The organism is Butyricicoccus sp. AM78-15b2TA (genome assembly GCF_027665985.1).
GTDB lineage: Bacteria > Bacillota > Clostridia > Oscillospirales > Butyricicoccaceae > Agathobaculum > Agathobaculum butyriciproducens.
In genome coordinates this window covers 112,585-133,202 of record NZ_JAQEHY010000004.1, presented here as the reverse complement: position 1 = coordinate 133,202, position 20,618 = coordinate 112,585, and the positions used below count along the sequence as shown (strand labels likewise).

General features: G+C 54.6%; 16 protein-coding genes. 8 read left to right on the top strand and 8 right to left on the bottom strand.

Going from position 1 to position 20,618, the window contains the following annotated elements; all coding sequences use genetic code 11:
• Positions 1 to 9: 9 nt before the first annotated feature.
• Positions 10 to 1,386 (bottom strand): MBOAT family O-acyltransferase, encoded by a 1,377-nt coding sequence (locus PGS25_RS05675; protein WP_118480170.1) that lies wholly within the window; start codon positions 1,384 to 1,386, stop codon positions 10 to 12.
• Between the two features lie 206 nt (positions 1,387 to 1,592).
• On the opposite strand from PGS25_RS05675, the gene PGS25_RS05670 reads away from it, so the two are divergent.
• The 3 genes from PGS25_RS05670 to PGS25_RS05660 all read left to right on the top strand — a co-directional run bounded on the left by PGS25_RS05670 (position 1,593) and on the right by PGS25_RS05660 (position 5,888).
• Positions 1,593 to 2,933, top strand: coding sequence for an S-layer homology domain-containing protein (locus PGS25_RS05670; RefSeq protein WP_270417949.1), 1,341 nt, complete (start codon positions 1,593 to 1,595; stop codon positions 2,931 to 2,933).
• 148 nt (positions 2,934 to 3,081) lie between these two features.
• Positions 3,082 to 4,401, top strand: coding sequence for an MATE family efflux transporter (locus tag PGS25_RS05665; protein ID WP_270417948.1), 1,320 nt, complete (start codon positions 3,082 to 3,084; stop codon positions 4,399 to 4,401).
• A gap of 719 nt (positions 4,402 to 5,120) precedes the next feature.
• The gene (locus PGS25_RS05660; RefSeq protein ID WP_270417947.1) at positions 5,121 to 5,888 is read left to right on the top strand and encodes a tRNA threonylcarbamoyladenosine dehydratase; all 768 of its coding nucleotides are present in this window, start codon (positions 5,121 to 5,123) and stop codon (positions 5,886 to 5,888) included.
• 44 nt (positions 5,889 to 5,932) lie between these two features.
• On the opposite strand, the gene PGS25_RS05655 is transcribed toward PGS25_RS05660, so the two are convergent.
• The gene (locus PGS25_RS05655) at positions 5,933 to 6,349 is read right to left on the bottom strand and encodes an acyl-CoA thioesterase (protein ID WP_270417946.1); all 417 of its coding nucleotides are present in this window, start codon (positions 6,347 to 6,349) and stop codon (positions 5,933 to 5,935) included.
• Positions 6,350 to 6,878: 529 nt separating this feature from the next.
• Positions 6,879 to 10,610, bottom strand: coding sequence for a phosphoribosylformylglycinamidine synthase (locus tag PGS25_RS05650; RefSeq protein ID WP_270417945.1), 3,732 nt, complete (start codon positions 10,608 to 10,610; stop codon positions 6,879 to 6,881).
• Positions 10,611 to 11,056: 446 nt separating this feature from the next.
• Between PGS25_RS05650 and rpe the strand changes: the two genes are divergently transcribed.
• Positions 11,057 to 11,740, top strand: a complete 684-nt coding sequence (gene rpe / locus PGS25_RS05645; protein WP_270417944.1) for a ribulose-phosphate 3-epimerase — start codon at positions 11,057 to 11,059, stop codon at positions 11,738 to 11,740.
• A 76-nt stretch (positions 11,741 to 11,816) separates the two neighbouring features.
• Positions 11,817 to 12,614 (top strand): hypothetical protein, encoded by a 798-nt coding sequence (locus PGS25_RS05640; protein ID WP_270417943.1) that lies wholly within the window; start codon positions 11,817 to 11,819, stop codon positions 12,612 to 12,614.
• A 286-nt stretch (positions 12,615 to 12,900) separates the two neighbouring features.
• On the opposite strand, the gene PGS25_RS05635 is transcribed toward PGS25_RS05640, so the two are convergent.
• Positions 12,901 to 13,218, bottom strand: coding sequence for a hypothetical protein (locus PGS25_RS05635; RefSeq protein WP_270417942.1), 318 nt, complete (start codon positions 13,216 to 13,218; stop codon positions 12,901 to 12,903).
• 200 nt (positions 13,219 to 13,418) lie between these two features.
• Here PGS25_RS05635 and PGS25_RS05630 point away from each other — a divergent pair, with 200 nt between their 5' ends.
• On the top strand, positions 13,419 to 14,393 hold the full coding sequence (locus PGS25_RS05630; protein ID WP_270417941.1) for an ROK family protein: 975 nt from the start codon (positions 13,419 to 13,421) through the stop codon (positions 14,391 to 14,393).
• Positions 14,390 to 15,007: an HAD family hydrolase gene (locus PGS25_RS05625; protein ID WP_270417940.1), complete on the top strand. Its 618-nt coding sequence runs from the start codon at positions 14,390 to 14,392 to the stop codon at positions 15,005 to 15,007. The genes PGS25_RS05630 and PGS25_RS05625 overlap by 4 nt, the downstream gene beginning before the upstream one ends.
• A 127-nt stretch (positions 15,008 to 15,134) precedes the next feature.
• Here PGS25_RS05625 and ftsH read toward each other — a convergent pair whose 3' ends face one another.
• From ftsH to PGS25_RS05610, 3 genes are all read right to left on the bottom strand, one after another.
• Positions 15,135 to 16,973: an ATP-dependent zinc metalloprotease FtsH gene (gene ftsH / locus PGS25_RS05620; protein ID WP_270417939.1), complete on the bottom strand. Its 1,839-nt coding sequence runs from the start codon at positions 16,971 to 16,973 to the stop codon at positions 15,135 to 15,137.
• The gene (locus PGS25_RS05615) at positions 16,970 to 17,425 is read right to left on the bottom strand and encodes a MarR family winged helix-turn-helix transcriptional regulator (RefSeq protein ID WP_118729819.1); all 456 of its coding nucleotides are present in this window, start codon (positions 17,423 to 17,425) and stop codon (positions 16,970 to 16,972) included. Before PGS25_RS05615 ends, ftsH begins: the two co-directional genes overlap by 4 nt.
• A 163-nt stretch (positions 17,426 to 17,588) precedes the next feature.
• On the bottom strand, positions 17,589 to 17,930 hold the full coding sequence (locus tag PGS25_RS05610; RefSeq protein ID WP_158575149.1) for a phenylpyruvate tautomerase MIF-related protein: 342 nt from the start codon (positions 17,928 to 17,930) through the stop codon (positions 17,589 to 17,591).
• 255 nt (positions 17,931 to 18,185) lie between these two features.
• Between PGS25_RS05610 and PGS25_RS05605 the strand changes: the two genes are divergently transcribed.
• A complete protein-coding gene (locus PGS25_RS05605; protein ID WP_118359493.1) occupies positions 18,186 to 19,172 on the top strand; it encodes an alpha/beta fold hydrolase in 987 nt (328 codons plus the stop codon).
• A gap of 45 nt (positions 19,173 to 19,217) precedes the next feature.
• Here PGS25_RS05605 and PGS25_RS05600 read toward each other — a convergent pair whose 3' ends face one another.
• On the bottom strand, positions 19,218 to 20,426 hold the full coding sequence (locus PGS25_RS05600) for an MFS transporter (RefSeq protein ID WP_270417938.1): 1,209 nt from the start codon (positions 20,424 to 20,426) through the stop codon (positions 19,218 to 19,220).
• Positions 20,427 to 20,618: the final 192 nt, after the last annotated feature.

The following is a 20,618-nucleotide window of genomic DNA, read 5'->3' as shown; positions in this document are numbered from 1 at the left end:
CAACCCTCCTCAGAAGCGGAAGTAGATAAATGGGTTGTAGCTGCTGGCGAGCAGGCGCATCAGGCACAGCGTGAACAGGACAGCCAGCACCGGAAACTCCAGCACGCGCCATACACGGGAGGCCTTGAGACGCGGAAACACCGGCGCGGACAATACAACACCGAACAGCAAGTATGGCCAGAACCGCAGCAGATATTCGATTACGAACCGGTTGAGCGGCACCGCCGAGGTGAACATGCTGCCGAGATACTGCACTGCCAGTCCCATCGAATCGCTGCGGAAGAACACCCAGCCGATGACGATAAAAAACAGCGCATAGACATGCTGCAGCACGGACGGCAGGCGCGTAATCCATCCGGCGAGGAATTTCTTTTCCAGAATGAGCAGGATACCGAAGTACAGACCCCATGCCATAAATGTCCAGTTGGCACCGTGCCAGAAGCCGGTCAGCGTCCATACGGCAAGCAGATTGAAAATATGCCGTGCGGGCGAGCACCGGTTGCCGCCGAGCGGAATGTACACATAGTCGCGGAACCAGGTGGACAGCGAGATATGCCAGCGGCGCCAGAACTCGGTGACCGACTTGCTGATGTACGGATAGTTGAAGTTTTCGAGGAACGCAAAGCCGAACATTTTGCCGAGACCGATCGCCATATCCGAGTAGCCGGAGAAATCGAAGTAAATCTGCAGCGTATAGCCAATCGCGCCCATCCACGCACCGGCAGCGGACAGCTCGCTCGGTGCATATTTGAATACGCCGTCCGCAATCTGCGCGAACACATTGGACAGCAGTACCTTTTTGCTGAGCCCGAACAGGAAGCGGCTGATACCCTCGGAAAACTGCGCAAACGAGTGTTTTCGCACGGCAAGCTGCACGTTGACATCGTGGTAGCGTACGATCGGGCCTGCGATAAGCTGCGGGAACATGGAAACGTATAGCGCCAGCGAAAACGGATCGTGCTGCGGCGGAACCTCTCGGCGGTATACGTCAATGACGTAGCTGAGCGCCTGAAAGGTGTAAAACGAGATGCCGATCGGCATGACGATATCCGGCACCGGAATACCCAGTCCGAACAGGCTGTCCGCTGAGCTGATGAAGAAATTCAGATACTTGAATACACCCAGCAGGCTCAGATTAGCGATAACGCACAAAATAAGCAGCGGTTTTCTATATGTACTGCGCATGGACAGACCGAACAGGTAGTTCATCAGTATCGAAAAAATTAGCATGCCGATCAGCCTTGGCTCTCCGTAGAAATAAAAGAACAGGCTGAATAAAAGCAGCACCGCGTTCCGCACTCGGATAAATTTCTGCGGCACGATATAATAGCAGAACAGCGCCGCCGGCAAAAAGAAAAATAGAAAAATCAGACTGCTGAAAACCATGTAGCAAACATCCCTGTATGGTAAAATTGCTGTCAGAAAGGCAAAACAACCGACAAAAAGCACCTTTAGTTTACCATGTTCTGCGCGGATTTGCAATCATGCATCAGATAGCCGCATCGTTTCTGAATTGTTGTTTACTTTTCCTAAGAACCATGCTATAATAAAGAAAATCTATTGGCTTTTTCAATCAAAAGGAGGAAGATAATATGAAAAAGATGAGAATCGCACTGGCATCCATGCTGGTTGCTGCCGGCATTACGGCAACAGCCGGTGCGGCGAACTTCACAAACTGTGCGGACCGCCTGAAGGACGTGGGACTGTTCCAGGGCACGAATCAGGGTTACCAGCTTGACAAGGCACCTACCCGTGCCGAGGCTTCGGCAATGCTGGTCCGCCTGCTGGGCAAGGAGGCTGAGGCGGAAAAGCTGACCTACACCGCACCGTTTACCGATCTGAAGGGCTGGGAAAAGCCGTATGTGCAGTACCTGTACGATAACGGCCTTGCCAACGGCATGAGTGAGACTGCCTATAACCCGACCGGCAAGTGCTCTGCACAGATGTATACCACGTTCCTGCTGCGCGCACTCGGCTACTCGGATGCCAAGGGCGATTTTACCTATGCCAAAGCACTGGATTTCGGTGAGCAGGTTGGCCTGGTGGACGATGTCAATTGCAGCACCAAGAATTTCCTGCGTGACAACGTAGTTGCAATGAGCCTGACCGCGCTTGATACCGATGTCAAGGGCAGTGACAGCATTCTGCTCGATAAGCTGGTTGCAGACGGTGCGGTTGACAAGACCAAGGCTGCTTCTCTGGGCGCATTTTTCGCAGACGCGGACACATTCAACACCGCTGCGAAGAACACCTCGGCGGAGTCCAAGATGGCTATGGATATGAACATCAAGGCAAGCGTTAAACTCGGCACCACCAAGCTGCTCGATATGTCCATGCCGATGACGATTAAGGCCGATATGAACCTCAAGGAGCTGGACAAGTCCGTGATGGCATTTGGCGGCAAGCTGAACATGACGATCGACCCGTCTTTGGCGAACGGCGGCGATACCAGTATTTCGCAGGATATTAACTATTACTTCACCAATGGCACTTACTACATGGATATGGGTGCACAGGGCAAGTACAAAATGGCGATGTCCTTTGATGATGTGCTGAACGGCATGGAGATTTCTGCTATGAACAGTTCTGTTCCGGTCAGCGCGATTGAGAGCATTACTAAGGGCAACGGCGGTATGACCGTTAAGTACAACATGAACAGTGTCTTCAGCTCTGACCTGTTTGACGAGCTGCTCGGCGGCATGCTGGACGGTGTTTCTATCAAAACCCGCGATATGAATGTTACCGCGAAGGCAGTCAATGGCATGCTTACCGATACCGCGATTTCCGGTACGGTTGATATTACGGCAGAGGGCGAGACCATCAGCGCAACCCTGAACGCAGCCGCTAAGGTAACCGCTACCGGCGATGCGGTCAAGATTACGCTGCCGACCGATCTGGACAGCTATGTCGATCTGCCGACCGAGATTAACTGACGGCTTGACAATTCCGCATCTTTTATGATAAACTTATCTCACTAAAATTTGTGTGGATTTTTACAGCATCTCAAGATGTTCTTTTTCGCCGCACGACCGGGATTCCGGTCGTGCGGTTTTTTATTTGCACAAAAGGGAGGAACCGAACGTGAACCAACGCTTTATGCGGGAAAAGCCGATACTGCCGCTGTTGCTCTCAATGGCGCTGCCGATGGTGGTTTCCATGCTGGTGAACTCGCTGTATAACATCATCGACAGCCTGTTTGTTGCAAAAATAGGAGAGGACGCGATAACAGCGCTGTCACTGGTCTATCCGGTGCAGAATTTGATAAACGCGCTCGCTATCGGCTTCGGCGTGGGCATCAACGCAGTGATTTCGTATCATCTCGGTGCCGGTGAGATCGACAAGGCAGACGCGGCGGCGACGCGCGGTATTGCGTGCTCAGTTGTCCACGGCGTGGTGAGCATGATCGTGTGCATCACCGTCATGCCGCGTTTCCTGCGGCTGTTCACGGATTCTGAGCAGGTAGCGGAGATGGGTACGCAGTACGCGTCTATTGCGTTCGCGTTCTCGGTGATTATCATGGTCGGTCTCGCGTTCGAGAAGATTTATCAGGCGATGGGCCGCATGCAGGTGACCATGACGGCGCTGCTGTTCGGCTGCGTGACAAATATCGTGCTGGACCCGCTGCTCATCTTCGGTATCGGGCCGTTCCCGCAGCTTGGCATGCGCGGTGCGGCGCTCGCCACCGGCATCGGCCAGCTGGTAACGCTGGCATTCTATCTGGTGATATATCGGCTGCAGCCGGTGTCCGTGCATATCACACGCAAGGGGCTGCACGGCGCTCGAGGCATCACGGCACGGCTGTATGCGGTCGGCATTCCGGCAGCACTCAATCTGGCGCTGCCGTCATTGCTCATCTCGTGTCTGAATGCGCTGCTGGCGGGGTTCAGTCAGGCGTATGTGGTCGTGCTCGGCATCTATTACAAGCTGCAGACCTTCCTGTATCTGCCTGCGAGCGGCATTATTCAGGGGATGCGTCCGGTGATCGGTTACAACTACGGTGCGGGTGAGCGGGAACGCGTCAGCCGTATTTTTCAGGTAGCGCTTGCGCTGTGTGCGTGCATTATGATGATCGGCACTGTGCTGTGTCTGGCGTTCGCGTCTCCGCTGATGGCACTTTTCACCGAAAATGTCCGGACGGTGGCTATCGGTGCACATGCGCTGCGCATTATCTGTGTGGGATTTCTTGTTTCGGCAGTTTCGGTTACGGCATCCGGCGCACTGGAAGGACTCGGAAAGGGTACGGCGTCACTCGTGATTTCACTGTGCCGGTATACCGTGGTCATTCTGCCGATCGCGGTCGTGCTGTGTAAGATTATGGGTGCGAATGGCGTCTGGCATGCGTTCTGGGTAACGGAGTTTATCTCGGCAGGAGTTGCATTGGTCGCTTGGAAGCGAGTGTAACTGCGCTGACGCCGCGCCCGCGCGGTGGGCAAGAGGGTAGACACCTACGGTTTCTACCCTCTTAACTCCCGTTTCCTTTTGTTTCCGAGCCTGGCGCAGACCAGAGATCGGCGACCGCTTCGGAATAGGGGAACGGCAGTCGGGTTACCACAGCGTTTGTTTCGCAACATATTCGCAGTTCACAGATAGATTACCGCTACACAATGCCTAATCCGTAGGTGCCGTGCAGTATAACGTGTTAAAGAATTGCGCAACACGGGTATCCCCCAGGGGACCCTCTCTTGCCCTGCGGGCAATTCACCTTGTGTTGCGCCTGCGGAGACTTTCCGGTCTGTGTAGCAGTAATGTATCTGATCCTGCGAACAGGTTTCGAAAGACACGGTAGTAAAAATCCTCTGCCGTTCCCAATTTCGAAGCGGTCACATGTAGGCAATCTGCGCCGGGCTATCAAACAAGGGAAAGGTAGGAGTCCAAAGAGGAAGGGAAAACGTAGGTGTCCCTTCCTTTTTGCCACGCGGCGGGCGCCGCGACGTTCCCGCTGTCCCTGTGGGTGGCGTGAATCTCAGTGAAAAACACACCGCCCGTCAGGGGCGAACCCACCTGCGCAGTTCGGCCTCGGTCAATCGGTGCAGGGAAACAACAGCTTTCCTATTGACACAGTAGGCATTCCCCGTTATACTTATAATTAAGCGAAAAACTGCACGAAAGGGAGAAAAAACTTGCTCAATCAATTTTCGAGAACCGAGCTGCTGCTTGGCAAGCAGGGCATGGAGCGCCTGTACAACGCGCGTGTTGCGGTATTCGGCATCGGCGGTGTAGGCGGCTACACAGTAGAAGCGTTGGCGCGTTCGGGTGTCGGCACACTTGACCTCATCGACGATGATAAGGTGTGCCTGACCAACATCAATCGCCAGATCATCGCTACCCGCAGGACGGTCGGTCAGTACAAAGTAGAGGCCGCTGCCGAGCGTATTCACGATATCAATCCGGACTGCAAGGTCAACGTTTACAAAACTTTTTACACGCCTGAGACCGCCTCTCAGTTCGATTTCACCCAGTATGACTACGTTGTGGATGCGATCGACACCGTAACCGGCAAGCTCGAGCTGATCGAGCAGGCAACCAAGGCCGGTACGCGCATCATCAGCTGCATGGGTGCGGGCAACAAGATTCACGCTGACAAGCTGGAGGTGACGGATATTTATAAGACCTCCGGCTGTCCGCTCGCGCGTGTTATGCGCTACGAGCTGCGCAAGCGTCGCATCCGCAAGCTCAAGGTCGTGTACTCCAAGGAGCCGGCTATGACGCCCATCGACGATATGGCGATCAGCTGCCGCCAGAACTGCATCTGCCCGCCGGGCACTGCCAGAAAATGCACACAGCGCCGACAGGTTCCGGGCAGCACTGCGTTTGTGCCTGCTGTTGCGGGTCTTATCATCGCAGGTGAAGTTGTTCAGGACTTGACCGGCGTGGAAAATAAAGGATAACGCAGGCAAAAACCGTCATCTAAAATGCAGAGATGACGGTTTTTTTACTCTTTGACAATATTTGCAGCCAATGCCGCGTCAAACTCCGGCCAGCACCGCTTGAGGATAGCCGGTTTGCCCTCGACGTTGATAAAGCAATGGCGGCTGTCGCCGGTACAGCGCAGCGTGCCGGTCGCCTTGTCGTAGACATCATAGTGCAGCGTCATGCGTACGCCGTTGTACTGCGTGATAGATGCTTCGATTCGCACGGTTTCGCCGAATTTCGACATGGTTTTGTACTGGCAGGAGACCTCCAGCACCGGACCGCTGTAACCGGCCTCTTCAATGCGGTCGTAGCCGAAGCCGAGCTGCTCGAGCAGATCCACGCGCGCCTCCTCGAACCAGCGGATGTAGTTCGAGTGGTGGACGATGCCCATGCCATCGGTTTCATAGTATTGGACTTTGTGCTCACAGGGGTTCATAAAAACACCTCGTTATTGGAAGAAAGTGAGTTGCGAAGTTTTTGGATTGCAAGTTTGTTCTTTGACGTTAAAGAATATTTGGATAGATCATGAAAAGACAATTCATAGGAGCTGTTATAGAAACCACGCTCTGTATAAATTTCTGTTGTAGGTGCTCCTGTTATAAATAATCAAGATTATTGAGGGAAACGGCACAAAGATGCGAATAAAATGAGTCGTTCGCATATACAAAGATCAAGCATTCGTGACTATTGACAGGATCAAACTCGGTTCGATATATACCGAAAGAAAGTCTATTTCGTTGGCAAATATGAGCAAGATGACAATCGAACTATGCGAGATCGGCAGTCTCTAATATAATTGGGGGGAAATGCAGGAGTATCTCGTAGAATTTGCCGCCAATATGGGGATAAACTGATATATCCTAAAATGTCTTGCATTATGCGCTTATAGTATTTTTTAACCGCTTTTTCATATTGTATTTATTGATAGGAAAGCGCCCTCGTTGAGGGCGCTTTCTGCACAGGCTTTACTTAAAGTATTTCACGCCGTTTGCAAACAGCGGCTGATACTTTTCGCCGTAGATATTCTTGCCGACAAACGGGCTGTAACGCTCGGTGTGACCCATCTTGCCGAGCACACGGCCGTCCGGAGAGGTGATGCCCTCGATGGCGCACATGGAGCCGTTCGGGTTCCACGCGATGTCCATGGACGGATCACCGTTCAGATCGGTGTACTGGAACGCTACCTGACCGTTCTTAATCAGGTCGTCAATGACGTTCTGCGGCGCTACGAAGCGGCCCTCGCCGTGCGAGAACGCGATGGAGTGCAGGTCGCCGACATTGCAGGAGGACAGCCACGGAGACTTAACCGACGCAACGCGGGTGGTCGCGTAGCGGCTCTGGTGGCGGCCGATGAGGTTGAAGGTCAGCGTCGGGTCGTCGCCGGTCATCTCGTCACGAATTTCGCCGTAGGGAACCAGCCCCAGCTTAATGAGCGCCTGGAAGCCGTTGCAGATGCCGAGCATCAGACCGTCGCGCTTGTTCAGCAGCTCGTGGATGCTATCCTTGATGCCTGCGTCGCGCAGGAAGGACGCAATGAACTTACCGGAACCGTCCGGCTCGTCACCGCCGGAGAAGCCGCCCGGCAGGATAACCATCTGCGCCTTACGGATGGAGTTTTCGAGCTGCTCTGCGCTCTCGCGGAGGGCATCTGTGGAGAAGTTGCGGACAACGACAATCTCAGCTGCGCCGCCTGCATTCTCGACCGCACGGGCGGTGTCGTACTCGCAGTTGGTGCCGGGGAATACCGGAATAACAGCCAGCGGCTTTGCGCTCTTGACCGCCGGAGCGGCAGCATTGCGCTCGGTAAAGGAAACCTTGGTCAGATGCTCGTCGGAAGCAGCCGCCTTGGTCGGGAACACGCTCTCGAGCTTGCCCTCGAAGGCATTCGTCAGCTCGTCGAGCGCTACGGACTCACCAGCAACCGTGATCTTCTCATCGTCGGTGGTATAGCCGACCAGCCAGTAAGCCGGGAGTTCGGATGCGGCTTCGATCAGAATGCCGCCGAAGTTCTTGAGGTACAGCGCGTCAGACGGGAAGGAATCGTCCATCTTAAAGCCAATTTTGTTGCCGAGCGCCATTTTGCACACGCCCTCAGCAATACCGCCGGTGGACAGCGCCCACGCGGAAACCGCCTTGCCGGACGCAATCAGGTTTGCGACCTCGTTCCACATGAACTTGAGCGTGGTGTAATCCGGCGTGCCGTCCTGATTGTACGGTGCGTCGAAGAAGTAAACCGGATGGCCTGCCGCTTTGAACTCAGGAGAGATCAGGCGGGAAGCGTCCTGCGGCGCGATGGCGAACGAAACCAGCGTGGGCGGTACGTCCATATCGTCGAACGAGCCGGACATGGAGTCCTTGCCGCCGATGGCTGCCAGACACAGGTTCTCCTGTGCGGTGTACGCGCCCAGCAGGGCGGACAGCGGCTTGCCGAAACGCTTCGGATCCTTGCCGAGACGCTCGAAATACTCCTGGAAGGTGAGGTATGCGGTCTCAAAGTCACAGCCGGCAGCAACCAGCTTGGCTACAGACTCGATTACCGCGGAGGATGCGCCGAGATACGGGTTCTGCTCGGTGAAGTAGGGGTCAAAGCCGAACGCCATGACAGAGGCGGTTTCGCACTGACCGTTCAGTGCCGGCATGGTAGCCGCCATGACCTGCGTCGGGGTCAGCTGATACTTGCCGCCGAAGGGCATGAATACCGAGCTTGCGCCGATGGAGCCGTCGAAACGCTCGACCAGACCGCGCTCGAGGCAGATGCCGAGGGTAGAGGCGTGGTTCAGCAGCTTTTCCTTTTCGGAATTGCCTGCCGGAGCACAGGAGATGGACGGAGTCGGCAGTGCGCCAACCTCTGCGTCAACGTGCTTGGAGCAGCCATTGGTGTTGAGGAAATCACGGGGAACATCCACGATCTTAACACCGTTCCAGGTCATGCACAGGCGATTCTTGTCGGTAACGGTGGCTACGACAACAGCCTCGATATTCTCCTTGGCAGCTGCGGCAATAAAGGCGTCTACGTCCTTTGCACGGACAACGACAGCCATGCGCTCCTGCGACTCGGAGATGGCCAGTTCGGTGCCGTCCAGACCGTCGTACTTCTTCGGTACGGCATTCAGGTCGATGTCAAGGCCGTCGGCCAGCTCGCCAATGGCAACCGAAACACCGCCCGCACCGAAATCGTTGCAGCGGCGGATCATGCGGGTGACATTGCCGTCACGGAACAGACGCTGAATCTTGCGCTCCTCAGGCGGATTGCCCTTCTGAACCTCAGCACCGCAGGTCTCAAGGGACTCCTCAGTGTGCTTCTTAGAGGAGCCGGTAGCGCCGCCGCAGCCGTCACGGCCGGTCTTGCCGCCGAGCAGGATGACGATGTCGCCCGGCTCGGGTACCTCGCGGATGACGTTCTCCAGCGGAGCCGCACCGACAACAGCGCCGATCTCCATGCGCTTTGCGACATAGCCTGGGTGGTAGATCTCGTGTACGAGGCCGGTCGCAAGGCCGATCTGGTTGCCGTAGGAGGAGTAGCCCGCAGCAGCGGTCTGGCACAGCTTGCGCTGCGGCAGCTTGTGCTCGAGGGTTTCAGAGAGCGGCACGGTCGGGTCGCCCGCGCCGGTTACGCGCATTGCCTGATAAACGTAGGAGCGACCGGACAGCGGGTCACGGATCGCACCGCCGAGACAGGTGGCAGCGCCGCCGAACGGCTCGATCTCGGTCGGGTGGTTGTGGGTTTCGTTCTTGAACATGAGCAGCCAGTCCTCGTAGTGACCGTTCACGAGCGCCTTTACCTTAATGGAGCAGGCGTTGATCTCCTCGGACTCGTCGATGTTCTTCAGGTAGCCGCGCTTCTTGAGCACCTTAGCCGCGATCGTACCCATGTCCATCAGCGTTACCGGACGCTTCGCAGCCTTTTCCTCGCCGTAGACTTCTACGCGGGCAGCCATGTAGCGGTCAAATGCGTCCTGCACCATCTGATCCTCGAACTTTACGTCATCGATCTGGGTGAGGAAGGTGGTGTGGCGGCAGTGGTCGGACCAATAAGTATCGACCATGCGAACCTCGGTGATGGTCGGGTCGCGCTTTTCGGTGTCGCGGAAGTAGGTCTGCAGGAACTTGAGGTCGTCCAGATCCATCGCCAGACCCATATTATGCAGCAGGTCAGAGAGAGCCGTCTCGTCCATGTGAGTAAAGCCGACAACCGATGCCACGCTGGTCGGGATAGCGTACTCTACCTTGAGGGTTGCAGGCTTAGCCATCGAAGCCTCGCGGGTGTCTACGGGGTTAATCAGATAGCCGCGGATCTTGTCCATGTCCTCAGCGGTGAGTTCGCCTTCCAGAACGTAAATTTTAGCGGCTGCAACGGTCGGGCGTTCGCCGCCGGTGAGCAGCTGGATGCACTGTGCGCAGGAATCGGCGCGCTGATCGAATTGACCGGGCAGCGGCTCTACCGCAAGGATGGTGTGAGCGCCTTCCGGACGGGGAAAGTCCTCGTCGTAGCACACATCAGCCATAGGCTCGGAGAATACGATGCCTTTTGCCTTCTCGTAGGTCTCAGGTGCAAGTCCCTCTGCGTCGTAGCGGCAGAGATAGCGCACATGAGTCAGGTTTTTGATTTCCAACAGGTCGTGCAGGCTGGAGAACAGGCTGCGTGCTTCGACATCGAAGCCGTTTTTTTTCTCGGAATAACAACGATTGACGCTCATGATCGTGTTCGCTCCTTTATTGCATGATACTTCTATTCTACATTTTTCACACAGATAAATCAATCGGTGAGGGCGACAAAATATTGTTGATTTCGATGGAGAAGTTTTCTATACCGTTAGAACAAATTAGTAATCAGGCATTCGTAAGCAGTGATTGATGGGGGTGCAGCCTTCTTCGTATGGTTATATCGTATTAAAAATGGCAGCCGCAGGATGTGACAAGATGCAGCGGTGTGAAGAAGATGAAAACGTTATGTTATCTCCACTCCACACTCTTTTCTTTCAATTTCCAAAGAGGTGTGATATAATGTAAGTCAAGAGGAGGGCGACCGTGCATGCCGCCCTCGTATTCAAAAAGACGGCGCCGTGCAAACCGGTTGAGCATACAGGCGCGTCTGGTATCAAATTATGCCGCGGAATACTCTGCGGTTACAGGAGGAACTGTCATGGAAATCAAGCTCTCACCGTCTATTCTGTCCGCAGATTTTGCAAATCTTGCACGCGATATTAAAATTGCCACCGATGCCGGTGCGGAATATGTTCACGTTGACGTTATGGACGGTCACTTCGTGCCGAATATCACCATCGGCGCTCCGGTGGTTAAGGCGCTGCGCAGGGCGACCGACAAGGTGCTCGATGTACATCTGATGATCTCGGACCCCGACCAGTATCTGGACGACTTCATCAAGGCCGGCTCGGATATCATCACCGTACACTACGAGTCCAACGGTGATACGCTCGAGCAGCTGAAGAAAATCCGCGCAGCCGGTGTCAAGGCAGCCTGCGTTATCAAGCCGAAAACCCCCGCTGAGGTGCTGTTCCCGCTGCTGCCGTATTGCGATATGGTGCTCATCATGACCGTTGAGCCGGGCTTTGGCGGTCAGGGCTTTATCCCGGAGTGCATGGACAAAATCAAGGCTGTCCGCACGGAAATCCAGAAGAATGGCTATAAGTGCGAGCTGGAGATTGACGGCGGTGCAAAGCTGAACAATACCGCCGACATCGTAGCCGCCGGTGCAGACGTTATCGTAGCAGGTTCTGCCGTGTTCGGCGGTGACATTGCAGCCAATGTCAAGGGCTTCCACGAGGTATTCAAGGAAGGCGCAGCCAAGGCAGCCTGGAGCAAGTAATCATATAAGTGTGAGCAACCCCCAATCGTTAGTCTGTCTGACCGTTGGGGGTTTTCTAATAGAGATGAGGGATAAAATGAACGAACTGACAAAGCGAATCGTTTCGTGTGTGCTGCTGCTGATGATCGGACTCGGGTGCTTTTTCGGTATCTCGGGATGGCAGTCCTCACCGGAGACGCACCGGACGAGCATTGAATACTTAAACGAAAAACAGGCGACGGTGATGAAGCTGACTGCGGCTTCCACGGCAGCGTCCGCAGCTGTTTCGGCTCTGCCGGGAGACACAGGCAGCGCCATCGCAGAAAAGCTGGCTGATCTCACGTCGGATTTTCTGATCGTGCTGTGTGCCATTATGTTAGAAAAATATCTGCTCACCATTACCGGATACGCGGTTTTTCGGTTTATTTTACCGGCAGCGTGCGTGCTGCTCATCGTTCGTCAGTTCCGCAGCAGTGAGATTCTGGCGAAACTCGCATTCAAGCTGGCGCTGTTCGGCATGGCGGTTTGGCTTGCTGTTCCGGGAGGCATCACAGTATCGCGCATGATCGAGGCCACCTATGAAACCTCTCTGTCGCAGACCATTGAGGACGCGCAAAGTGCAGCGGATGATATCGATACCAGTGCGGGTTCGGACTCGGATTCAGACAGCGAAAAGAACGGTTTCTGGTCGGATATCACGTCCTCGGTACAGAATGCGGTCTCCGGTGTGACGGAAAAGTTTGAAAAACTGCTCAGCAATGTTATGGAGGCACTCGCCGTGCTAATCGTTACCTCGTGTGTGCTGCCGGTGCTCGTACTGCTGTTCCTGCTGTGGATTGTGAAAATGCTCACCGGGCTTGACTTCAATCTGCCGAAGCGGAAATCAACGGAGTAATTAAGAGTGGAGATCGGATAGTGAAGATGACGTAGCGATTTATCCTTCTTCACATGATTCTATCTTGCTATTAAAGGTATACCATAGGGGACGCTGGCTTTGCGCATCGCCGCTAACCCATCTGCATAGACCTAAAGGGAGTGACAAACGTGAGTTTCAAATCTTGTCAGACCTGCAAGGTCAATCCGTCTTAAACCGGCAGATGTAAGACCTTGTTAAAATAATAAAACCGCCTGAAAAGGCGGTTTTATTATGTATTTTCCATGGTAAATTGATGTTGCGGGTGTTATTTTACGCTGTGTTTCATCTGGTATATGCATACGCCTGCATTTACAACAGCCGCCAACAGGAACAGTACGACTGCGCAGAACCGAATAGCGAACGATGTATCCAGAAGGGCGCTGAAATCCTGTGCATATACGCGGACATTGTACTCGAAAATCTGCCCGAGCAACGCCAGTGAGCACAAACCCATACTGACCGCTGCAAATGGCAGCGCGTTTTTTCGTCTGGCCAGTGCAATGAGCGGCAGTACAAGTGAAAGTATACCGCAGGTCAGGCTCCCCACAGAGCACATCACCGAGATTGAAATTGTAGTGGACATTTTTTGTCTCCTCCTTCCTTTGCGAACAGTATAACATATTATGGGTGGAATGGAAAGGACAATATTACGCAGCAAATAAACCCTCACGTTAATTCCTAACGCTTAATTGCTAATTCAGCATTGACAGAACCGCCCACAGAGGATATACTGTATGTAGAAATTAACGCACTATTAAAAAGTGTTTTGAAAAGAGGTGCACCATGGCAGACACAGGAAAACTCAAGCGGGAGAACACGGCTCTGCTTCGGCAGGCGATGCAGCACGGCTCTGCCGGCAAGAACGATCTTGCGCGGCTGACACATCTCAGCTTTCCGACCGTCAGCCGCATTGTGGATGAGATGGTTGAGCGCGGAGAAGCGCAAGAAATCGGCACGGCAGCCTCCACCGGCGGACGCTGCGCCATGCAGTACCGGCTGAACCCGCAGTACCGGCTGTTCCTGTGTCTGCGACTGGAGCAGGACACGCTGCACTGGTTTGTGTGTGACCTCGACGGCACATCACTCGAACAGGAACAGCAGACCTGCTCCGGCGATGTGCGCGAATTTCTCGACACGCTTCTGATGCGTGTTAGGGCGCGTTACCCGCGGCTTGCAGCGGTGATGCTCGGCTTTGCCGGAACAATGCATAACGGCATCGTCACCGAGAGTTTCGGCTACCCCGAGCTGCGGGGCGTAAGCCTTAGTGCGTATCTTCACGATAAAACCGGTCTGCCGTGCATGGCGGCCCGTGATATGCAGGTCGTGGCTGCAGGCTACGCGGCGCAGTACACGCCCGCACCGAAAGCCGCTGTGTGCATTTACATCGGCAAGCTGGGTGCAGGCGCAGGTATCGTGCTGAACGGAAAGGTCTGGGGCGGTGCCGCAGGCTTTGCCGGCGAACTGCATTATCTTCCAATCGAACACAATCTCGAATACGCGCAGAATCACTTTGCAGGCGCGGATATAAGCGACTATTTCACCAAGGTCATCTGCGGCTGTGCGGCGCTCATCAATCCGGACAGGGTGGTGCTGTATGCCGATTCCCGTCTGACCGATAAGGCAGCGCGGATACGCGAAAGCTGTGCGCAGGCGCTGCCGGAGCAGGCTATGCCGACCATAGAGCTGTCTCAGTCCTTCGAGCAGGACTATACCCGAGGGTTATTTACCTTGGCGAAAAAGATGGAGGAAACCACATGAAATACTTTGTTTTTGACATTGACGGCACGCTGATCGACTCCTCAAAGGTAGATCAGTGGGCCATGCACACTGCACTTGCCGAGTTCGGCTATGAGTTCACCTACGAGCAGCTGATCTTCTCCTTCGGTATGCCCGGCAGACGCGCATTGGCGAAATTAGGCATTCCGGCCGAGCGGGTTGAGCCAATCATGGCTCGCTGGGAAGCGCTGGCGTATGACCGTCTGGACGAAATCTCGATGTACGACGGCATTCCTGAAACGATAGAGGAACTCAGAAAATCCGGCTGTTCGTGTGGCATTGTCACCTCGCGGACACGTTTGCAGCTCAAGCAGGGGATTGAACCCATTGGCTTCACGCCGTGGTTTGATGAGATTATCTGCGCGGATGATGTCGAGCATCCCAAGCCTGCGCCGGACGCTCTGCTTGAGTGTCTGCGTCGGTTCGGCTGTAAACCCGAGGACGCCGTCTATATCGGTGACAGCGAATATGATATGCAGTGCGCGAAAAGTGCAGGCGTCAAGAGCGTCCTCGCCTTGTGGGGGTGCTCCGAGGCGGAGAAGTTAATGTCGGATATGAGGTTTGAACATCCGGCAGAGATTCTGTCGCTCAGATAAATATAATTGTATATGCTTAGGGGCGGACCAATGTGTCCGCCCTCTCTTTCTGGTCTGTTCCTTGTTGTGGGTATAGGCAAAAGGAAACCCTTTCTCATTACGAGAGAGGGTTTCCTTTTGCGCAGATTTACTCGGATTTATGCAGCAGATCCATAAATTCTTCGCCGGTGATGGTTTCTTTTTCCAGAAGGAAGTGCGCCAGACGGTGCAGGGCATCCATATTATTCTGCAGGATGCCGATGGCCTTCTCATGCGCGGTCTTGACGGTGGCAATCACTTCCTCATCAATCTTCGCAGCGGTCTCCGCCGAGCAGGCGAGCGCGGTATCGCCCGACAAATACTGATTCGTCACGGTCTCGAGCGCAACCATATCGAACTTGCGGCTCATGCCGTAGCGCGTGATCATCGAGCGCGTCAGCTTGGTGGCCTGCTCGATGTCGTTGGATGCACCGGTCGTAATCGAGCCGAAAATCAGCTCCTCGGCTGCACGGCCGCCGGTGAGCGTTGCCACCTTGTTCAGCAGCTCGTCCTTGCTCATCAGATTGTGCTCGCCCTCATCCACCTGCATGGTGTAGCCGAGTGCACCCGAGGTGCGCGGCACAATGGTAATCTTGGTGACAGGCGCGGAGTCGGTCTGCTTGGCAGCCACCAGTGCGTGACCGATTTCGTGATACGCAACGATCTCCTTCTCCTTGGCGCTGAGTACGGCGTTCTTGCGCTGCGCACCGGCAATGACGGTCTCGACGCTCTCATCCAGATCGGCCTGAATGACACTGTTGCGTCCGAGACGAACGGCACGCAGAGCCGCCTCGTTGATAATGTTGGCGAGGTCAGCACCGGAAGCGCCGGAGGTTGCGCGGGCAATCGAGTTAAAGTCGATATTGCCGGACATGTGAACATCCTTAGCGTGCACCTTCAAAATTGCGATACGACCCTGCAGATCGGGCAGCTGCACCGGAATGCGGCGGTCAAAACGGCCCGGACGCAGCAGAGCCGGGTCAAGCGACTCCGGACGGTTGGTCGCCGCCAGAATAACGACGCCCTTGGTGCCGTCAAAGCCGTCCATCTCGGTCAGCAATTGGTTGAGCGTCTGCTCGCGCTCATCGTTGCCGCCCATGCCTGCGCCGTCGCGCTTTTTACCGATGGTATCAATCTCGTCGATGAACACGATGCACGGTGCTTTTTCGCTGGCCTGCTTGAACAGATCGCGCACCTTGGCCGCGCCCATGCCGACGAACATTTCGACGAACTCCGAGCCGGAGATGGAGAAGAACGGCACATGCGCTTCACCGGCAACGGCCTTCGCCAGCAAGGTCTTGCCGGTGCCCGGAGGGCCGACCAGCAGCGCGCCCTTGGGCAGCTTGGCGCCGATGGAAGCGTACTTGTTCGGGTTGTGCAGGAAGTCTACGATCTCGGTGAGGGCCTCCTTGGCTTCATCCTGACCGGCAACATCGGCAAAGGTCTTGCCGGTCTCGGTCTCGGCGTAAATCTTGGCGTTGGATTTGCCGAAGCTCATCATGTTGCCGCCCATGTTCTTCATCATCTTTTTCTGCAGCCACTGACCGACCGCGATAATGAGTACAATTGGCACAACGTAGCTGATGAGCATGCTCAGCATGGGAGAGGTCTGGGTCGGAATCTCGGCAGCAAACTTGACATTGGCCTTCAGCAAGCGGCCGACCAGCTCGTCATCCGGGAAAATGCCGGTCTTGTAGAGCGCGTCCTTGCCCTTGTCATTGGTGGCCTCAAAGGTAATTTCCTGATCCTGCTTGTCGTAGGCGATGGTCTGCACCTTGCCGTCGTCCACCATGGCGATAAACTCGTCGTAGCCGACCTCGGTAACCTGCCGCTGCAGCAGGCTCGGAAACAGCAGCCAGTTGAGCATCATAAGCACGAGCAGCATGACCGCATAATAGAAGATCAGCGGTTTTTTTGGGTTTTTCGTCCCTTTTGGGTTGTTATTCATGTGAGTTTCGTCCTTTCGAGTAAATCGTTGAGGTTTTGCTGCATCTTGCGCATCACACCACACAGGGTCTGCATTTCCTGCTCGGAGATACCCTGCTGCAGTGTCAGCGCAAAGGTTTCACAGCGGTGATGGAGCGTTTTGGCAGCAGCGTGTCCTTCATCAGACAGGTGCAGGTGCACCAGACGGCGGTCGTTCTCGTCGCGTACGCAGTAGAGCAGACCGCGTCTCTGCAGTCCGTCCACACTGCGCGTCACCAGCGGCTTGGAAACGTTCCACGCCTGTGCAATAACAGTTGCGGTGTCCTGCTCGGGCGCGTTGCGGTACAGAAACAGCAGCACGAACATCTCATTTGGCGTAAAGCCGCAGTTTTCGGTCAGCTCGCGGAAGCAGCTGCGGTACAGCTGACCCGCGTGGAACGCATCGGCGGCAAAATCATGGGGAGAGCCGGGCATGCGGTGTCCTCCTTTCAGCAAACGGTTTACTTGTAAACTATAATAGACCGAAAGCGAGCGAACGTCAATCGTCCAAATGTGAACATTCTGAAAATTCAGACATTCTCAATTCTTCATCCGAAACAAAAAAGACGCCGAGAAACTCTCAGCGTCTTTCTGCGGTTTACTTCATGGTGCCGCGGGTGCCCCAGTTGGAGAACTCGGAGTACGTCAGGTAAATGCTGTCATCGTGCAGACCGGTGTGCAGCTCGACAGCATCAAACAGTGCTTCGGTCAGTGCCTTCTTGTTCTCAAACTCGGTCGAACCGTAGCAGCGAACATCAACGTACGCCAGCTTGCGCTTCTCGCCTGCAAAGTACATGGTGTGGTTGTCGGAGATGTCAACCATCAGAGCAGCCTCGGTCTTGCCCGGAATCAGGGAGATCTTCTGGCCGATGGTCTTCTTCAGCTCGTCCTTCTGCTCGTCGGACAGGGCCTTGGAGGTGGTAACAGCAATATACGGCATGGGTATATCCTTCTTTCTTTTGGATTGGGCAATACAGCACTGCCCGTGATTTATTTTATTGTAGCACATCGGTCGCTGTTTGCGATATCGTAATCCTGCATAATTTGCAGTCGGGAAAGGTATTTAAAAATCAGCAATTTTTGACAGTGTATTTTTAAATGAACTGTGAACTTTATCAAAAACAGGTGCACAATAAGTGGATTTGTGGTATAGTATTAACAGTGAAGAAGTACAGTCCATGATCGGGTGTTGCATATGAATATCAAGTGTACGCAAAATATTTACAAAAGTGCCAATGGTGTTTCCAATGTCACCTATTATATTCTTGCTCCTGAAGGAGTAGAGGTGCGCGGTATCGTGCAGCTGTCTCACGGCATGTGCGAGTATTTTTCACGCTATACCGCATTTGCGAAGTATCTCTGCGGACTGGGCTTTATTGTCTGCGGAAACGATCATATCGGACATGGAGCATCGGTCTCACGCACGGCGGATCTCGGATTTTTTGCCGCTCGCGACGGTTGGAAGTATCTTGTTGAGGATGTCAAGCACCTGACCGACTTGATGCAGCGCCGCTATCCTGACCTGCCGTATTTCCTGCTCGGGCACTCGATGGGTTCGCTGATCGCGAGGCTGTACCTGCTCGATTACGGAGAGAAGCTGTCCGGCTGCATCCTCATCGGCACAGTCGGTCCGATCGCTGCCTCCGGCAGCATCGTACATCTTGCGGATTCGGTAGCACGCTCGCGCGGCATCACCTATCGCAGCGGACTGTTGTCCAATCTGGTGTTCAAGGGCTTCAACAGGAAAATCAAGCAGCCGAAAACCGTGTTTGACTGGCTCAGCCGCGATGAGGCGGTCGTGTCGCTCTATCAGTCGGATGAAAAATGCAATTTCGTGTTTACCGCGACCGGATTCCGCGACCTGTTTACGCTCATCACCAAGGCGAACAATCCGGTGACCTTCCGGAAAACGCCGAAGGACCTGCCGTTGCTGTTCATCTCGGGTGATAAGGACCCGGTTGGGCGGTACGGTGAGGGTGTGCGCCGTACGGTCAATCTGTACCGCGGCAACGGCGTGAGGAATATCGAGGTCATCTTTTATAAGGATGCGCGCCACGAGGTGCTCAACGAGCTTGACAGACTTGAGACCTTCGGAGATATTTCACGTTGGCTGGAGACACACCTTGCCGTAAGAGCTGCAAGGCAGGCTGTCGAGCAGGAGCCGGAAACGGCAGCGGAATAAAAATAAAACCTCTCTCAAAACGCTTGAGAGAGGTTTTTGTGCTTTTTAGGTGCGGGAAACCGCCTTGCTGTGCTGTCTGTCTTTGAAATACCGTGCATTGAGCACTGCCGAGACAACGAGCAGCACGCCTGCGATCAGCAGGATAGCAAAACCCCAGCGGATTCCCGTACGGTTAGCAGCGATGCCGATCGCGGCTGGAGCCATAGCCGCGCCGAAGCCATTGAGCGTAACGTAAATGCCCATGGAGGCCGGATAGCGCGAGAACAGGTCTCCGGCGTTGGCTACCGTTGTGCCGTACATGCCGGACATGCATAGACCCAGACCGATCGTTGCAATCGTGAGCACGGAAAGCGTGGTTCCGGTGACGAGCAGCACGAGAAATGCCGCCATGCCGAAGCACATGACCGTGATCATCTGCCACGGACGGAATTTCGCAGCGATCACACTGCACGAGAAGCGGCCGATCAGCAGCGAAACCCACAGCAGGGAAGTGATGATCTGCGCAGCGTCTGCGGCGAGCACGCCGGAATCAATGTAAAAGCTGGTCAGCCAGCCCATCATGGAAGCCTCAACAGCCTCGTAGAAAAAGCAGAGCGCTGTGCACAGCCAGAACAGCTTTTCGCGGAAAAAGCCGTAATCGGTTGCGGATTTCTGCCCGGTTTTCGTGGATTTATCATCGTCCATCTTCATGAACAGGCCGAAGATAAACGAAGCCGTCAGCAGCACAATGGAAATCTCGAGCGCAAGACGCCAGCCGTTGTCGCCGCCCAGCTTGTGGCAGGCGAGCACAGCCAGCGGAGCCACACACGCGCCGAACGCATACGCCGCGTGCATCATGTTGAGCGGAGTGGCACTGCCGTTCGCGTATTCGCTCATCACGCGGTTGTTGTAATCCGTGATAGCGCCCTTGGAAATGCCGGTCAGGAACATGGCCGCCAGCAGCCAGACCGGCGAGCCGTTGGTTAACAGCATGACAAAGCCGACCGCGAATACATAATATAGGATGAGGTACGCGCGTTTGAGTCCCCATTTGATGGCGGCCAGACCGGACAGCAGGCCGATGCCGAGATAGCCGATCGACTGTGCGGACAGCAACGTGCCGCCGATCTGGTAATCCAGCGCGTAGGCCGCGCGTAAATCCGGCAGCACAGAGCCGAGCATGATGGAGCTCAGCCCCTGTGCGAAATAAACGAGAAGCAGTTCTGCGACAACATAGCGCTTGCTGCGGCTCAGCGAGGATAGAAATGCTTTCATTGGTGTATCCCTTCGATTTGTGTGGAATATGCGGTTTTTTTGACCGCGATTATTAGTATAATCTCCTGCGGTGCGATGTACTACTAAATTCTTGCGATTTACACCTGCGAAAAGATAGCGTGTTTCTGCGGAAAACTGCTGAAACAGGCTGCGTGAGCGAAATCCTGTGCAGGGATGCTCACAGCTTTTATA

Excerpts from the sequence above, each read along its gene's own strand:
- PGS25_RS05630 (WP_270417941.1), top strand. The coding sequence starts at position 13,419 with ATGGCAGACACAGGAAAACTCAAGCGGGAGAACACGGCTCTGCTTCGG.
- PGS25_RS05615 (WP_118729819.1), bottom strand. The coding sequence starts at position 17,425 with ATGCCCGGCTCTCCCCATGATTTTGCCGCCGATGCGTTCCACGCGGGT.
- PGS25_RS05635 (WP_270417942.1), bottom strand. The coding sequence starts at position 13,218 with ATGTCCACTACAATTTCAATCTCGGTGATGTGCTCTGTGGGGAGCCTG.
- PGS25_RS05640 (WP_270417943.1), top strand. The coding sequence starts at position 11,817 with ATGAACGAACTGACAAAGCGAATCGTTTCGTGTGTGCTGCTGCTGATG.
- PGS25_RS05650 (WP_270417945.1), bottom strand. The coding sequence starts at position 10,610 with ATGAGCGTCAATCGTTGTTATTCCGAGAAAAAAAACGGCTTCGATGTC.
- PGS25_RS05600 (WP_270417938.1), bottom strand. The coding sequence starts at position 20,426 with ATGAAAGCATTTCTATCCTCGCTGAGCCGCAGCAAGCGCTATGTTGTC.
- PGS25_RS05610 (WP_158575149.1), bottom strand. The coding sequence starts at position 17,930 with ATGCCGTATATTGCTGTTACCACCTCCAAGGCCCTGTCCGACGAGCAG.
- rpe (WP_270417944.1), top strand. The coding sequence starts at position 11,057 with ATGGAAATCAAGCTCTCACCGTCTATTCTGTCCGCAGATTTTGCAAAT.
- PGS25_RS05675 (WP_118480170.1), bottom strand. The coding sequence starts at position 1,386 with ATGGTTTTCAGCAGTCTGATTTTTCTATTTTTCTTTTTGCCGGCGGCG.
- PGS25_RS05625 (WP_270417940.1), top strand. The coding sequence starts at position 14,390 with ATGAAATACTTTGTTTTTGACATTGACGGCACGCTGATCGACTCCTCA.
- PGS25_RS05670 (WP_270417949.1), top strand. The coding sequence starts at position 1,593 with ATGAAAAAGATGAGAATCGCACTGGCATCCATGCTGGTTGCTGCCGGC.
- ftsH (WP_270417939.1), bottom strand. The coding sequence starts at position 16,973 with ATGAATAACAACCCAAAAGGGACGAAAAACCCAAAAAAACCGCTGATC.
- PGS25_RS05605 (WP_118359493.1), top strand. The coding sequence starts at position 18,186 with ATGAATATCAAGTGTACGCAAAATATTTACAAAAGTGCCAATGGTGTT.
- PGS25_RS05655 (WP_270417946.1), bottom strand. The coding sequence starts at position 6,349 with ATGAACCCCTGTGAGCACAAAGTCCAATACTATGAAACCGATGGCATG.